At 57.5% G+C, this 15,639-nt stretch carries 12 protein-coding genes; 7 read left to right on the top strand and 5 right to left on the bottom strand.

The window, feature by feature from the left end:
• Positions 1-11: 11 nt before the first annotated feature.
• The 6 genes from E8M78_RS04165 to E8M78_RS04140 all read left to right on the top strand — a co-directional run bounded on the left by E8M78_RS04165 (position 12) and on the right by E8M78_RS04140 (position 5,641).
• Positions 12-401, top strand: a complete 390-nt coding sequence (locus E8M78_RS04165) for a hypothetical protein (RefSeq protein ID WP_137133863.1) — start codon at positions 12-14, stop codon at positions 399-401.
• A 162-nt stretch (positions 402-563) separates the two neighbouring features.
• Positions 564-1,148: an acyloxyacyl hydrolase gene (locus E8M78_RS04160; RefSeq protein ID WP_137133862.1), complete on the top strand. Its 585-nt coding sequence runs from the start codon at positions 564-566 to the stop codon at positions 1,146-1,148.
• 155 nt (positions 1,149-1,303) lie between these two features.
• Positions 1,304-3,511, top strand: coding sequence for a phosphoribosylformylglycinamidine synthase subunit PurL (purL, locus tag E8M78_RS04155; RefSeq protein WP_137133861.1), 2,208 nt, complete (start codon positions 1,304-1,306; stop codon positions 3,509-3,511).
• Between the two features lie 83 nt (positions 3,512-3,594).
• Positions 3,595-3,828, top strand: a complete 234-nt coding sequence (locus E8M78_RS04150) for a BolA family transcriptional regulator (RefSeq protein WP_137133860.1) — start codon at positions 3,595-3,597, stop codon at positions 3,826-3,828.
• 143 nt (positions 3,829-3,971) lie between these two features.
• Positions 3,972-4,307, top strand: coding sequence for a Grx4 family monothiol glutaredoxin (gene grxD, locus E8M78_RS04145; protein ID WP_137133859.1), 336 nt, complete (start codon positions 3,972-3,974; stop codon positions 4,305-4,307).
• A gap of 128 nt (positions 4,308-4,435) precedes the next feature.
• Positions 4,436-5,641, top strand: a complete 1,206-nt coding sequence (locus tag E8M78_RS04140) for a multidrug effflux MFS transporter (protein ID WP_170973319.1) — start codon at positions 4,436-4,438, stop codon at positions 5,639-5,641.
• Positions 5,642-5,700: 59 nt separating this feature from the next.
• Here E8M78_RS04140 and E8M78_RS04135 read toward each other — a convergent pair whose 3' ends face one another.
• The 5 genes from E8M78_RS04135 to E8M78_RS04115 all read right to left on the bottom strand — a co-directional run bounded on the left by E8M78_RS04135 (position 5,701) and on the right by E8M78_RS04115 (position 14,174).
• A complete protein-coding gene (locus E8M78_RS04135) occupies positions 5,701-6,516 on the bottom strand; it encodes an inositol monophosphatase (RefSeq protein WP_137133857.1) in 816 nt (271 codons plus the stop codon).
• An 8-nt stretch (positions 6,517-6,524) separates the two neighbouring features.
• Positions 6,525-7,397, bottom strand: coding sequence for a tRNA 2-thiocytidine(32) synthetase TtcA (ttcA, locus tag E8M78_RS04130; RefSeq protein ID WP_246658229.1), 873 nt, complete (start codon positions 7,395-7,397; stop codon positions 6,525-6,527).
• Positions 7,398-7,452: 55 nt separating this feature from the next.
• Positions 7,453-10,113 carry an alanine--tRNA ligase gene (gene alaS, locus E8M78_RS04125; RefSeq protein WP_137133855.1) on the bottom strand — a complete coding sequence of 887 codons (2,661 nt, stop codon included), beginning with the start codon at positions 10,111-10,113 and terminating at the stop codon, positions 7,453-7,455.
• A 157-nt stretch (positions 10,114-10,270) separates the two neighbouring features.
• Positions 10,271-11,359 (bottom strand): recombinase RecA, encoded by a 1,089-nt coding sequence (recA, locus tag E8M78_RS04120; RefSeq protein WP_137133854.1) that lies wholly within the window; start codon positions 11,357-11,359, stop codon positions 10,271-10,273.
• A 184-nt stretch (positions 11,360-11,543) separates the two neighbouring features.
• Positions 11,544-14,174, bottom strand: coding sequence for a PAS domain-containing sensor histidine kinase (locus tag E8M78_RS04115; RefSeq protein WP_137133853.1), 2,631 nt, complete (start codon positions 14,172-14,174; stop codon positions 11,544-11,546).
• 322 nt (positions 14,175-14,496) lie between these two features.
• Between E8M78_RS04115 and E8M78_RS04110 the strand changes: the two genes are divergently transcribed.
• Positions 14,497-15,540: a flagellar biosynthetic protein FliO gene (locus E8M78_RS04110; protein ID WP_246658216.1), complete on the top strand. Its 1,044-nt coding sequence runs from the start codon at positions 14,497-14,499 to the stop codon at positions 15,538-15,540.
• Positions 15,541-15,639: the final 99 nt, after the last annotated feature.

The following is a 15,639-nucleotide window of genomic DNA, read 5'->3' as shown; positions in this document are numbered from 1 at the left end:
CGAGAAGACATATGCACAATTTGACGGTCGGTATCGTGACAATTCTGGCAGCAACAGCGCTCTCGGCCTGTCAGTCCGATCGTCAACAGCCTCAGCCCCAGAACCGGGCGGCGCTGCCCACCATGGAAAGGGTAGCGCTCGCGGCGAATTCCTGCTGGTTCAAATCGGGAGACGCAGCCTTCAAGGATTATCGTCTCGCGCCCGAACTGAATTCCTTCTCCGGGCGCCCCCGCATTCTGGCGGTGCCGCGCCACAGCCCCGAATCGAGACCACTTCTCGTCGTTCAGGCGGAGGGAAATCCTGCTCGACTGGACGCATTTGGCCCGCTTGTCGATGGCCCGCAAGGTGCCCGCATCAAGCAGGATGTCGTGCGCTGGGCGAATGGCGGCAAAAACTGCTGAGTCACCATCCCGGTTGTGGCAAAAATGTGATCTTCGAGAACAATCGCGCGAGCGGGACTCCGGTTCGTTTAAGGCTGCTTGCTGCTATAGTTAACTAACGCCTAATCTACCTCCAGAGAGATTCGCTGCCTCGCTGAAGGCGGCCACAGGGGCGGTAGACCTATGCAGCAAAAGCTGGTTTCGAGCCTGATCGGGACAACTGCCATTCTGCTTGCACTGTGTTCGCCGGTGATGGCGGCAGACACCGCAATCGCCTCTGGAGCCGGCCCCATCTTCGACGAAGCCCGCTTCGGAGCCTATGGCGCGATCGACAATACCTATAGCAACGACGAGAAAGGATTCTTCGTTACCGGCATGCTGTTCTTCGATCCCTGGGATCATGACAATGCACAAGGATGGCAGAAGCTCACCAGCCCCCGTGTCCATGTCGGTGCTGACATCAGTACCGCTGGCGAAACCAATCAGGCCTATGCCGGCTTTTCCTGGACCTTTGATCTCAATGAGCGTTTCTTCCTTGAAGCAGGCTTTGGAGGCAGCGTGAATGATGGCAAGCTTCGGTTTGACGGTGGACGCGGTCCGTATCTCGGTTGCCATGCTTTGTTTCATGAATACATGGCGGCTGGCGTAAACATTAACGACCACTGGCGCGTGGTGGCTCAGGTCGAGCACTCGTCCCATGCCGGGCTTTGCGGCGATTGGAACAGCGGCGTCACGCGCGCAGGCGTGCTTGTCGGCTACAAGTTCTAGCCCGCCAACTGGTCGCTGAACCGCACATCTTAGGTGTGACTCACAGACATGCGCATTCGAAGTGAATCATATGGGCGTGGCAGGAAATTTCCTGTCGCGCCCATCATTCTTCTAGGATAAAGAGACGCCAGCCCGGACCGCCTGTAGGGAAGACGATGACTATTCCGAACCAGATCGCCATTACACCAGAACTTGTTGCTGCCCACGGACTGAAGCCTGATGAATATCAGCGCATTCTTGACTTGATCGGCCGCGAACCGACCTTCACCGAACTCGGCATCTTTTCTGCAATGTGGAATGAACATTGCTCTTACAAGTCTTCCAAGCGCTGGCTGCGCACGCTGCCGACCAAGGGGCCGCGCGTCATTCAGGGCCCTGGCGAGAATGCTGGTGTGGTAGACATCGATGACGGTGACTGCGTCGTCTTCAAGATGGAAAGTCATAACCATCCCTCCTACATCGAGCCGTACCAAGGCGCCGCAACCGGCGTTGGCGGCATCCTGCGCGATGTCTTCACCATGGGCGCGAGACCCATTGCCGCCATGAATGCCCTTCGGTTCGGCGCACCGGATCATCCCAAAACCCGCCACCTCGTATCGGGCGTTGTATCCGGCGTCGGCGGCTATGGTAACTCCTTCGGCGTTCCGACCGTCGGCGGCGAAGTGGAGTTCGATTCCCGCTACAATGGCAACATTCTGGTCAATGCCTTCGCAGCCGGTCTCGCCAAGAGCGACGCGATCTTCTACTCCAAGGCAGAAGGTGTAGGTCTTCCTGTTGTCTATCTCGGCGCGAAAACCGGTCGCGACGGCGTCGGTGGTGCCACTATGGCCTCCGCAGAATTCGACGAATCGATCGAAGAAAAGCGCCCCACCGTACAGGTCGGCGATCCCTTCACGGAAAAGTGCCTGCTCGAAGCCTGCCTCGAATTGATGGCGACCGGCGCAGTTATTGCCATTCAGGATATGGGCGCTGCTGGTTTGACCTGTTCTGCTGTTGAAATGGGCGCCAAGGGCGATCTGGGTATTGAGCTTGATCTCGATAAGGTTCCGGTCCGCGAGGAACGGATGACGGCATACGAAATGATGCTGTCCGAAAGCCAGGAGCGTATGCTCATGGTTCTTCGTCCCGAAAAGGAAGAAGTTGCGAAGGCGATCTTCGTCAAGTGGGGGTTGGATTTCGCAATCGTGGGTAAAACGACGGATGACCTCCGTTTTCGCATTCTTCATGAGGGCGAGGAAGTCGCGAACCTGCCCATCAAGGAACTGGGTGACGAAGCACCGGAATATGACCGTCCATGGCAGCCATCCGTGACGCGGCCTGCACTGCCCGCCGATAAGGTTGCCGCTCCCGCCGATTACAACGACGCACTGTTGAAGCTCGTCGGCTCACCCAACCAGTCGAGCCGTCGCTGGGTTTATGAGCAGTATGATACGCTGATCCAGGGCAATTCCCTTCAGCTGCCGGGTGGAGACGCAGGTGTTGTGCGTGTGGAAGGCCATGCCAGCAAGGCTCTGGCATTCTCCTCGGACGTTACACCGCGCTATGTCGAAGCCGATCCCATCGAGGGCGGCAAGCAGGCAGTGGCCGAATGCTGGCGCAACATCACCGCCACGGGCGCCGAGCCTCTGGCCGCGACGGATAACCTGAACTTTGGCAATCCGGAGAAACCGGAAATCATGGGCCAGCTGGTTGGTGCCATTCAGGGCATTGGCGAAGCCTGCCGCGCCCTCGACTTCCCAATCGTTTCCGGCAACGTCTCGCTTTACAACGAGACCAATGGCGTGGCGATCCTGCCTACACCGACCATCGCCGGCGTTGGCCTGTTGCCTGACTGGTCGAAGATGGCCAGGATCGGAACTGCCAAAGATGGTGACGTGCTGATCATGATCGGCATCGATGGTTCGCATCTGGGCTCATCCATCTATCTCCGCGACATTGTCGGCTCCACGGAAGGTCCGGCTCCTGAGGTTGACCTGAAGGCCGAGCGCCGCCACGGCGATTTCGTACGCGGCCTGATCAGAAACAGCCAGGTTACCGCATGCCACGACATTTCTTCCGGCGGTTTGCTGCTTGCCTTGGCGGAAATGGCGATGGCCTCAAAGAAGGGAGCCAAGATCTCGCTGGGAGAATGCAAAGGCTTGCCGCACGCCCTCCTTTTCGGAGAAGATCAGGCGCGCTATGTCATCGCAGTTCCGGCCGACCTGGCGAACTTCGTCTGCGCAAGTGCAGAGTCCGCAGGTGTCCCGTTCCGCCAACTTGGTAACGTCGGTGGCACCGCTCTTCAGGTCGATGATCTGGTGAACGTCGAGGTTACACGTCTTGTTGATGCTCACGAGGACTGGTTCCCCACCTTTATGGCGTGAGCAGTATCAAGAGGCTTTGAGAATCCGGTGAAATTTGGCAGTCTGGTCGAAAACAACCATACCTAACTAGGAAGGACGACCAGATGCCTATGCGCCCCGGTGAAATCGAAGACATGATCAAAGCTGGGATCCCGGGTGCCAAAGTCACGATCCGGGATCTGGCAGGTGACGGTGATCACTATGCCGCCGAAGTGGTTGCGGAAGCTTTTCGCGGCAAAAGCCGTGTGCAGCAGCACCAGATGGTCTATGAAGCCCTGAAGGGTAACATGGGCGGCGTCCTGCATGCTCTCGCGCTTCAGACCTCCGCACCGGACTAAGCTTTATTCCAATCTGTGAATAAACCCATCACGCGAAATCATAGTTCCAGTCGTATTTTGCCGCTGGCTTCCGTCAGGTTTCGTGATAATAAGCAACCCATAATATCTGGACCTTGACTCCAGGTGAGAGAAGGAAATCAATCATGAGCGGTATTCATGAGCTGATCGACAGCGAAGTGAAGGGCAATGATGTCGTGCTTTTCATGAAGGGCACGCCTCAGTTCCCGCAATGCGGTTTTTCGGGCCAGGTTGTCCAGATTCTCGATTATCTCGGCGTGGACTACAAAGGCATCAACGTGCTGGCCGACGCGGAAATCCGCCAGGGCATCAAGGATTATTCCAACTGGCCAACAATTCCCCAGCTCTACATCAAGGGTGAATTTGTCGGCGGCTGCGACATTGTCCGCGAAATGTTCCAGTCTGGCGAACTCCAGACCCATTTTCAGGATCAGGGCATCGCCGTTCGCGGCGCAGCCTAAACGGGCCTCAACCAGCTTCGCTGGCTGACTTTCAAGTTTGAGGCGCCGCTGGAATGCGGCGCCTTTTCATTTGTGGGAATTTTTGCGTGAAACCTGCGACCAAGACCGCGCCTTCAAGCCTCAAAGGCATTGGAAAGCAAGAGTTCATAGCCATGATGGCAATGCTGATGGCACTAAATGCCCTGGCTATCGACATCATGTTGCCTGCGCTTCAGGAAATTGGAGCGGATCTTCAAGTCGCAGATGTCAATGAACGTCAGTTCATCGTGTCTTCCTATCTGTTCGGGTTTGGCTTTGCCCAATTGCTGTATGGCCCGATCTCGGATCGGTTTGGGCGGCGTGCACCCATGATTTTCGGGCTCTCGGTCTACATCCTGTGCTCTTTGCTGATCGTGATCGTGCCATCATTCGGCATGCTGCTCATGCTTCGCTTCATTCAGGGTGCCGGCGCGGCATCAACGCGCGTCATCACTGTCTCCATCGTCCGCGATGTCTTCGGAGGCCGGTCAATGGCGGAAGTCATGTCGCTGATCATGATGGTGTTCATGATCGTGCCGATCATAGCACCAGGAACCGGGCAATTGATCATGCTGGGCGGCAATTGGCATCTGATCTTCCTGTTCATCGCGATCATGGCTGGTATGATCCTTGCTTGGATGACGCTTCGCCTTCCTGAAACTTTGGCTAAAGAGGATGTACGTCCTCTTACCCTGAGTTCTATCCTAGGCGGCTTCCGCATCGTTCTCACCAACCGCGTTGCGCTGTGCTACACCATATCCGCAACCTTCATCTTCGGGGCGCTCTTCGGCTTCATCAACTCGGCTCAGCAGATCTACGTGGGCATATATGGGCTGGGACCGTGGTTCCCGGTGGCGTTTGCGGCCGTTGCTGCCTTCATGTCGCTGGCCTCGTTCATCAATGCCCGGCTTGTAGGTCGCTTTGGAATGCGCAAGCTCTCGCACGGCTCGCTGCTCGGCTTTATACTGGTGACCTTCGTCTGGCTGCTCGTGCAGGTGCTGAGCACGGAACCGATGCCGTTTCTGCTGTTTCTCTCGTTTTTTGCCCTCGCCATGTTCCAATTTGGCTGGATCGGCGCGAATTTCAACTCGCTGGCGATGGAACCATTGGGGCATGTGGCTGGCACAGCCTCGGCCGTCCTCGGCTTCATGAGCACGATTGGTGGTGCCGCCATCGGTGCCGTCATCGGTCAGGCTTTTAACGGAACTGCATTGCCCATGGTGGCCGGGTTCTTCAGTGTCTCCATCATCGGGCTCATCTTTGTGCTGATCGCCGAGAAGGGGAAACTCTTCCAGCAGCACAATCCCAGAATCTGATCTTGAACGGAAAGCTCCGGCGCTCTATCGGCGCCGTGCTCGCTTGAACTGTCGATCAATCAGCCGATGATCTCCCGGCGCAGGATCTCCCAGCTTTCGCGGCTCGTGGACGCCAGAAGACCACCCGAAAACTCGGAAGGCTTGTAGGGCGAACCGTCAAATTTTGCGACGTGACCACCCGCTTCCTGCACAATCAACGAACCAGCCACATGGTCCCAAGGCATCAGCTTGTTGTAGATAACGAAGTCCACGTGACCGCTCGCAATCGTCCGATACTCTTGCGCCGAGCATCGGTAGCTGGCGAAAAAGCGAACCTTGGCGAGGTTGGTCAATACACGCAGCCGCTCCTCGTCGAAGAAGTAAGCGCCCGAAGCCATCCCGTACATTTGCTCCAGTGGCTTGGCCGCTGCCACAGCGAGACGCGTTGCCTGCCCGTCCGGCCTGCGCATGAATGCGCCACTGCCCTTCTCAGCCATGACCCAGTCATCACTCATCGGGTCATAGATGATGCCCGCAACAGCCTCACCTTTGTAGACAACTGACGCCATAACGCCGAACGCCGGAATGCCGCTGGCGAAATTGAAAGTGCCATCCACCGGATCGACAATGACGGCCAGCTCTGCATCTTTCAGCTTTCCCAGAAGGTCCGGGTCTGACGCGACAGTTTCCTCGCCGATGAAGAGTGCCTGTGGTACCAGACGCTCAACCTCTGCCTTGATGAAGCGCTCTGCACTCTCGTCCGCCTCTGTCACAAGATCGGAAGCCTCGGATTTACGACGCACATCATGCGCCTCCAACCGCCGGAAACGAGGCACGATTTCGCTTTTTGCGGCCTGTCTCAGAACATCCGCAAGTACACTAATATCAACGGGCATGAATGACCTCAACTCTTGGGGGAAGGCGTCAGACCCGCGAAGTCAAACAGGGACGGGTCCAGCAAGTGGGAGGGGTTGACGTGCGATAGCGCCCGCAGCATGCGGTCCTTGCGGCCGGGCATCTGCACTTCCATGGTCGTGAGCATCTGTTTCATGGCATTGCGTTGCAAACCATCCTGTGAGCCGCAGAGATCGCAGGGAATAATCGGAAACTGCATGGCGGCAGCGAACTTCGCCAGATCCTCTTCGGCGCAATAGGCCAGCGGCCTTAACACGAATAGATCTCCCTCATCATTCAGGAGCTTTGCTGGCATCGCTGCCAAACGCCCGCCGTGAAAGAGATTCATGAAGAAGGTTTCCAGGATATCATCCCGGTGATGACCGAGAACCAGCGCGTCACAGCCTTCCTCGCGGGCAATGCGATACAGGTTGCCGCGCCGCAGCCTGGAACAGAGCGAACAGTAGGTCGCGCCTTCAGGCACCTTCTCTTTGACAACCGAATAGGTATCCCGGTATTCGATGCGATGTGGCACATCGATACCCTTGAGATATTCGGGCAAGATATGCTTGGGGAAATTCGGCTGTCCCTGATCGAGATTGCAGGCGATGAGTTCGACCGGCAGCAGGCCGCGCCATTTGAGATCCATCAGGAGCGCCAGCAGCGAATAGGAATCCTTGCCTCCCGACAGGCCGATAAGCCAACGCCTTTGGGAGCCAAGCATATTGAAATCTTCAAGCGCCTGACGAACCTGACGCAAGAGCCGCTTGCGCAACTTGTTGAAAGCCGTCGTCTGCGGCGCATGCGCATAGAGATCGTTGGGAAAAGAGTTCTCAACGTCAGCCGCCTCATTCAGATCGTCAATCGGCGTTGCCAGCGTCACAGTCTTCTCCCAGAAATTGAGCCCGGCTCCGAAACCGGGCTCCGTCATTGTCACATCAGCCCGAAATTGCCACAGCGACTGCTTCGATCGCCGCATCTGCCTGGCTGCCATCCGGACCACCGGCCTGCGCCATATCCGCACGTCCGCCACCACCCTTGCCACCAAGGCTGGCCGAAGCCACGCGCACGAGGTCGACAGCGCTGAGGCGCTGCGTCAGATCCTCGGTCACACCAACCACTGCGCTTGCCTTGCCATCTTGACTGACAGCGATCAGCAGAACAACGCCAGAGCCAAGCGTGGATTTGGCATCGTCCACGAGACCCTTCAGGTCCTTGGCATCAACACCCATGACCGCCTTGCCGAGGTACTTCACACCATTGATCTCACGAGCCTCTGGAGCAGCCGCCCCCTGGGATCCACCCATGGCAAGCTTGCGGCGGGCATCCGCCAGTTCCTTCTCGAGCTTCTTGCGCTCATCCATCAGGGCTTCAACACGCGAGAACACATCGTTTGGCTGAACTTTAAGCAAGCCTGCCAGTGCCTTAACGCGTTCATCCTGCTCAGCCAGATAGGCGCGCGCGCCCTCACCGGTGACCGCCTCGACACGGCGCACGCCGGAACCGACCGCGCTTTCGCCAAGAACTCGGACCAGACCGATATCGCCAGTCGCTGACACATGGGTGCCGCCGCACAGTTCGACAGAATAGGCCTTTCCGGCCTTGCTGCCTTCAATACCCGTTCCCATGGAAACGACGCGTACTTCCTCACCGTATTTTTCGCCAAAGAGCGCCATCGCTCCTTCTGCGATTGCGTCATCCACGCTCATCAGACGCGTCGTTACCGGTGCATTCTGCAGGATGATGGCATTGGCCATATCCTCGACCCGCTGCAATTCCTCCGCCGACATCGGCTTTGGATGTGAGACGTCAAAGCGCAGGCGCTCCGGCGCGACCAAAGATCCCTTCTGAGCCACATGGGTGCCGAGAACCTCGCGCAGCGCCTCATGAAGCAGGTGCGTCGCAGAGTGGTTTGCCCGCAGCCGTGACCGACGGCTGTGATCAACCGTCAGAGCAACTGCATCCCCAACCTTCAGACTACCATCGCCAATCGTCGCCGAATGCACGAACAGGCCCTCGCCCTTCTTCTGCGTATCCGTCACGGTCACCTTGGCATTATCGGAGGAGATGACACCGGTGTCCCCCATCTGGCCACCGGATTCGCCATAGAATGGCGTCTGGTTGACGACGATCTGAACCTTCTCGCCCGCATTCGCCTTGTCGATTGCAACGCCGTCACGAACGATTGCCTGAACAACGCCCTCGGCAGCTTCCGTGTCGTAGCCAAGGAATTCGGTCGCGCCGAACTTTTCCTTCAGCTCGAACCACACGCCTTCCGTCGCTTTTTCGCCGGAACCCGCCCAGTTGGCACGTGCCTCCGCCTTCTGCCGCTGCATCGCATCGTTGAAACCCGTCAGATCGACGCCAATCCCACGTGCACGCAGCGCATCCTGCGTCAGATCGAGCGGGAAACCATAGGTATCGTAGAGCTTGAATGCGGTCTCACCGTCAAGCGAGTCACCCTTGTGCAGGGTCTCGGTCGCATCTGACAGAAGCGAAAGACCGCGCGCCAGCGTGGTGCGGAACTTCGATTCCTCCAGCTTCAGAGTCTCGGAAATCAGGGCCTCGGCCCGATTGAGTTCGGGATAGGCACGCCCCATCTCACCCACCAAAGCGGGAAGAAGCTTGTACATCAACGGCTCGCGCGCGCCGAGCAACTGCATGTGGCGCATGCCGCGACGCATGATGCGACGCAAAACATAACCGCGACCCTCGTTCGAAGGCAGAACACCGTCGGCAATCAGGAACGCCGACGAGCGTAAGTGATCGGCAATGACACGGAAACTTGCGGCCTGATCACCTTCAGCCTTGGCGCCGACAACATCTTCCGTTGCGGAAATCAGGGTCTTGAAGAGATCGGTTTCGAACACGCTCTGCACACCCTGGAGGATGCAGGCCATGCGCTCGAGACCGAGACCGGTATCGATAGACGGACGTGGCAGAGGTGTACGCTCACCCGGCGCCGTCTGCTCGAACTGCATGAAGACGAGGTTCCAGAACTCAAGGAAGCGGTCGCCGTCCTCTTCCGGGGAACCCGGAGGGCCGCCCCATACATGTTCGCCCTGATCGATAAAGATTTCAGAGCAAGGGCCGCAAGGGCCGGTATCGCCCATCTGCCAGAAATTGTCCGAAGTCGGGATACGGATGATCTTGTCATCCGAGAAACCGGCGATCTTCTTCCAAAGCGACGCTGCCTCATCATCATCTGCATAGACGGTCACCAGCAGACGATCCTTCGGAAGGTCAAATCCCTTGGTAACCAGGTTCCACGCAAGTTCGATCGCGCGTTCCTTGAAGTAGTCGCCGAACGAAAAATTGCCGAGCATTTCAAAGAAAGTAAGATGGCGCGCCGTATAGCCGACATTATCAAGGTCGTTATGCTTGCCGCCAGCGCGCACGACCTTTTGGGAGGTCGAAGCTGTCGTGTACGGTCTCGTCTCAAGTCCGGTGAATACGTTCTTGAACTGCACCATGCCGGCATTGGTGAACATGAGGGTTGGGTCATTACGCGGCACCAGCGGGCTCGACGAAACAATTTCGTGACCGTTCTTCCGGAAATAGTCGAGGAAGGTCGACCGGATATCATTCACGCCACTCATGCAAAACCCTTCTATACCGCCAATCGCGGTCCCCATCTTTCAAAGCTTTTGGCTTTTAACGTTCTCGCTGAATGCTGTCCAGCTTAACAAGAAAATGGCCACGCGGTTTACACCACGCAGCCATTCAGATGATCATCCAATCACCGCAAGTGATGCATCATGCATCCGGATCACCGTCGTCAGCATTGCTGTCCGGCCCACCATTCTGGAGGAAGCGATCGGCTATCAGACCGGCGTTCTGGCGAAGTGCGGTCTCGATCTCGCGCGCCAGTTCCGGATTCTCGCGAAGGAACGTCTTGGCGTTCTCGCGACCCTGCCCGAGGCGCTGGCTGTTGTAAGAGAACCAGGCGCCCGACTTTTCGACGATACCCGCCTTCACACCCAGGTCAACAAGCTCACCGGTCTTGGACACGCCTTCGCCGTACATGATGTCGAACTCAACCTGCTTGAAGGGAGGTGCCATCTTGTTCTTGACAACCTTCACGCGGGTCTGGTTGCCCACAACCTCTTCCCGCTCCTTGACCGCGCCGATACGACGGATGTCGAGACGAACCGATGCATAGAACTTCAGCGCATTGCCACCTGTCGTGGTTTCGGGCGAACCAAACATGACGCCGATCTTCATGCGGATCTGGTTGATGAAGATGACCATGCAGTTGGAGCGGGAAATCGAAGCAGTCAGCTTGCGCAAAGCCTGGCTCATCAGGCGCGCCTGCAAGCCAGGGAGGCTGTCACCCATTTCGCCTTCAATTTCCGCACGCGGCGTCAGAGCAGCAACCGAATCGACGACCAGAACATCAACTGCACCGGAGCGAACCAGCGTGTCAGTGATTTCAAGTGCCTGTTCGCCCGTGTCAGGCTGCGAGATCAGAAGGTTCTGGAGATCGACACCCAGCTTGCGCGCATAGACCGGATCAAGAGCGTGTTCAGCATCTACGAAAGCACAAACACCGCCCTTTTTCTGAGCTTCTGCGATTGTCTGCAGCGCCAGCGTGGTTTTACCGGAACTTTCCGGGCCATAGATTTCGATGATGCGTCCCTTGGGCAGACCACCAATTCCCAGCGCAATATCCAGACTCAGCGAACCTGTCGAGACCGTCTCGATTTCGACCACACTTTCGTTGGCACCGAGCTTCATGATCGAACCCTTACCAAAGGATCGTTCGATCTGAGAAAGTGCTGCCTCCAACGCCTTACTTTTATCCACTGACTTATCCTCTACGAGCCGCAACGAATTCTGAGCCATGATTCACCTATGGGTTAAGCAGCAGGGCTCATAACGAACCAGCCGATGAATCATTTGTACCTATTTTGTTCTCATTTGGCAAGCCCCAGCTAAGAGCCTGACAACCATAAACAAACGCGATATTGTTCACTATGCGTTCTATGCTAATTTAGCGTACGCCGTTTGTTCCAGTCACTTTTTGTTCTCAGTCATTCCGATCGAGCATTTCCCGCACGGCGACAGCCAGTTGCTTCAGCGAGAAGGGCTTCGGCAGGAAACCAAACTTCGCATCGGCCGGAAGGTTCTTGGCGAACGCGTCTTCCGCGTAACCGGAAACAAAGATGAACTTGAGATCCGGATAGGATTTCCGCAATTCTCGCAAAAGGGAAGGCCCATCCATTTCCGGCATGACGACGTCTGAAACGACGATATCGACCTTGCCCTCAAGCTCTTCCATGATTTCAAGCGCTTCGGTTCCGGACCCGGCCTCATGGACTGTATAGCCCCTCGTCTCCAGCATGCGCTTACCGCCCCGCCGTACCGCCTCCTCATCTTCCACCAGCAGGACGACGGCAGAGTTACCGGTGAGATCGACGTTCTCGTTGGTGGCAGCGGACGCAGCTTGTTCAGATACAGCTGCGGACGGCGGCGCTTCGGATGCGGTTGCACCGACAGAGCCGGTCGCAGCCGGAACGACTGGCTGAACGTCTGGAATGTGGCGGGGAAGGAAGACGCGGAAGGTCGTGCCTGCACCGACTTCCGATTCCGGATAGATGTATCCGCCCGATTGCTTGACGATGCCGTAGACCATGGAAAGACCGAGACCGGTTCCCTTGCCCACCTCTTTCGTCGTGAAGAATGGCTCGAAGATCTTGTCCATGATCTCCGGCGGGATTCCGGTCCCATTATCGGAAACTTCAACCAGAACGAAGTCCTCGTTCGGCAGCCTTGCATTGGCGAAGCTCCCGACCTCGTCCCGCGAAACATTCCTCGTCCTGATGCGGATCTGGCCGCCACTCGGCATGGCGTCGCGCGCGTTGACGCACAGATTAATCAGAACCTGTTCGAACTGCGAAAGGTCGGTCCGCACCGGCCAGAGATCTCGGCCATATTGTACATCGAGCTTCACGTTGGTGCCGGATATCAGGCGATCCACAAGCATGCGCAGATCACCGACAACGTCGGTCAGATTGAGAACGGCCGGGCGCATCGTCTGCTTGCGTGAGAATGCCAGCAGTTGGCGAACCAGCACCGCCGCGCGATTTGCATTTCGCTTGATCTCCATGAGATCGGCAAAACTGGCATCGGATGGACGCGCCTGCAGCAACAGATGATCCGACGAAAGAAGAATGGCCGTCAGGACATTATTGAAATCATGCGCAATGCCACCGGCGAGGGTGCCGACGGCATTCATCTTTTGCGTCTGCGCCATCTGCGTCTCGAGCGCTTTCTGCTCGGTCGTTTCGACGGCATAGATGATCGCGACCTCTTCCGGCGCCTCATCGCTCTCGTCGATCACCGCATTGACGTAGAAGCGCACGTGACGCGCTTCGTCACCCGGATGACGGCAATCAATCGGCGCAATATCGCCCTGGCGATCCTTGGCTGCCGCCAGCGCACGCATCAGGTCGGCGCGCGCCCCCTCGTGGATGATGACATCAAGTGTTACGCCGCGGTCGACATCATCGCGCGAGACCACGCCTGCAAACAGCCGGAGAAATGGTGCGTTGATGCGCAGGATCTTGCCGTCGCCACCGATCGACGCGATGGCCATCGGCGTATTGTTGAAGAAGCGTGTGAAACGCATGGCAGAGGCGGAGCCGTCGGCGCCCTCTCCTCGCGGCCGGTCGAGAACAATGGTCCGGCTCTCGCCCGGAGCACCGTCTCGCATGGAGGAAACGCTGTGCACCAGTCTGACCGGCAAGCTCTGTCCGTTCGCGCGTCTAAGGTCAAGATCAAGCGTCTCTGTCCGCGTCTGTCCGGCACCCGGCTGCACAGACTGGATAAGCGCCATCCCCTCGCCCGCGACAATGTCGGTAATGTTCATCGAACCGGGTGCAAACTTCGTCAGGTCGAGAGCAAGCCATTCAGCGAGTGTTGCATTGAGGTAAAAGATCTCACCTTTCTTGCCCGCAGAGAAGAAGCCCACAGGGGCGTGATCCAGATAGTCGATGGCATTCTGAAGTTCGCGGAAAAATCGCTCCTGGTCGTCACGTTCAGCGGTAATATCGGAAAGCTGCCAAACGTCGAAGGGCTGCTTCTGGCTGGCGGACTGGAGAATACGGGCTTTGAGTCGATACCAGTGCGCACCCGATCCGCTGCCCGAACTGCGTCCGAGCGGTTTCAGCAGACGAAACTCCTCATGGCTCTCCCGCCCCTCGCGCAACGCTGCAGTCAATCTGTAGAGAGCCTCGGTCGCTTCCTTGTTCTTTGAAAGCAGCGCTTCGAGAGATTGAGCATTGGCAGCCTTGGTTGCGCCGGTCAGCCGCCCGTACGCCGCGTTCGCATAGAGAATTCGTCCGCGCTCATCGGTCACCAGAATGCCGTCAGGGTGGGTCGCCAGATAGGTACCTGCAAATTCGTCGGAGCGGCTCTGAGGCATCACCTCCACGAGACCAATGATGGACGAAACGATAAAGAAGATGCCGACCATAGCAAGGATGCCAAGAACACCCAGGACGAATTCGTTGTTCATGGCCTCCTTGAACAGGACGAACGCGATCGAAACGCCCACGAGAATCAGCGCAAGCACAAGCAGCCGCAAAACGGTTCCGCTACGTCTGCCGCGATCCACCAGCGGCGCATTCATGCTGCCTGTCGGCTGCGATTTCGTCATCACACCTCGCACTCTCGAACCCGCGCCCAAACCCGCGCCAAAGCGCGAACGTGGAATCGATCCAGCAACTTCCATAGCAATTTGGCGAGGCCGCAAAAAGCGCCGCAGCAAAGAAACCCGTTGAGAAAGCAGTCAACGGCATTGTCTCGCTTCTGATTCCGGCCATATCTCGCACTGCAGGATGGCCAGAGCGGTGTTTTGCACTGCTGCTCGATCCATGCCTTGCCGCCCGCTCAGGCCTGCTGATAGGGTGAGTCTCCTGCCGTACAGGTCGAGATTGCTGAAACAGTTGGAGTAGAAGACAACAATGGTGGATGAATTCATGACTGCCTACGGGAGCCGCCTGGTCATTGCCGTGCTTGGCGTCGGCATTGGCCTCCTGCTTTTGATCGGCATTCTTTATCTCATTCGCCGTCGCAGCGGGCCTTCTCCCTTTCTACGTGGCGGAAAGAACCGGCAGCCACGCCTTCAGGTGCTGGACGCGGCAGCGGTCGACGCCCGTCGTCGTATCGTTCTGATCAGGCGTGACAACGTGGAACATCTCGTCATGATTGGTGGCCCAACGGATGTCGTCATTGAAAGCGGCATCGGTGCGGCGCGCGATGGCGAAACGCTTGCCTACTCAACGACCACCGCTTTGCCATCCGCGGCAAGTTCAGATGTTCGTCTCGACGCTCCACCTCCACAGCGTCGCATCGCCGCCGCCAAGCCTGACGTTACTGTTGCGCCCACTGCGCCGGCAGCTTCAATTCTGCCGAAGATACCACCTGCCGAGGCGCAGGCGCAGTCCGCGCCATTGCAACGGGCCGAACCGATCAAACCCCTTGAGCCGGTGATGGCGGCGGCAAAGCGTCCGCAAGAAGGTCAGAAGAAGCCTACCGCCATCGAACCGGTCGTCATGGATCCAGTTCCCACGGTTCAGCCAATGACAGAACCGGTCCGTCCGACAAATGGCGCAACCGAAGTATCGAAGGCGCCGGATATAGGTGCTGCAAGCGATGCGCTGGACGCAGCCCGCCGACGCGTCTTCCAACCGGCCGCGGACCGCAGCCCGACGCCTGCCCCTGTGAAAACAGAACCGGCGGTCCTTTCCCCCACTTCAGCAGAAAAGCCGGTCCAGGCCGATGCTCCGGTTTCCCCTCCTCCCCAGCCGGCAACCAAAGCACCAGACACGGAGACAGCGAAGCCGCGTTCTCTCGGCAGCGAATTCGATCGGATCCTCGAGGAGGAAATGGCCAACAATCTGTCGACGCAAAGGAGCGATCCGGCCAATCCACGGGTTACCGGCGCCACGGCGGAGCCAATGCTACAAAACGAAATTGCCCGGATTTTCGGTGAAATGTCCGTGACGCGCGATGGAAAATGAACACCAGATCTGAAGATCGATGGCCGGAAATAAAGTCATGACCTCCACCAGAGGTGGAGGTTTGAAACGCTGCGCTTGAACCGCTAGAAGCGGTTTTGC

This window comes from Rhizobium sp. FKY42 (genome assembly GCF_005222835.1).
Lineage (GTDB): Bacteria > Pseudomonadota > Alphaproteobacteria > Rhizobiales > Rhizobiaceae > Neorhizobium.
This window is presented reverse-complemented; position numbering and strand designations above follow the sequence as displayed.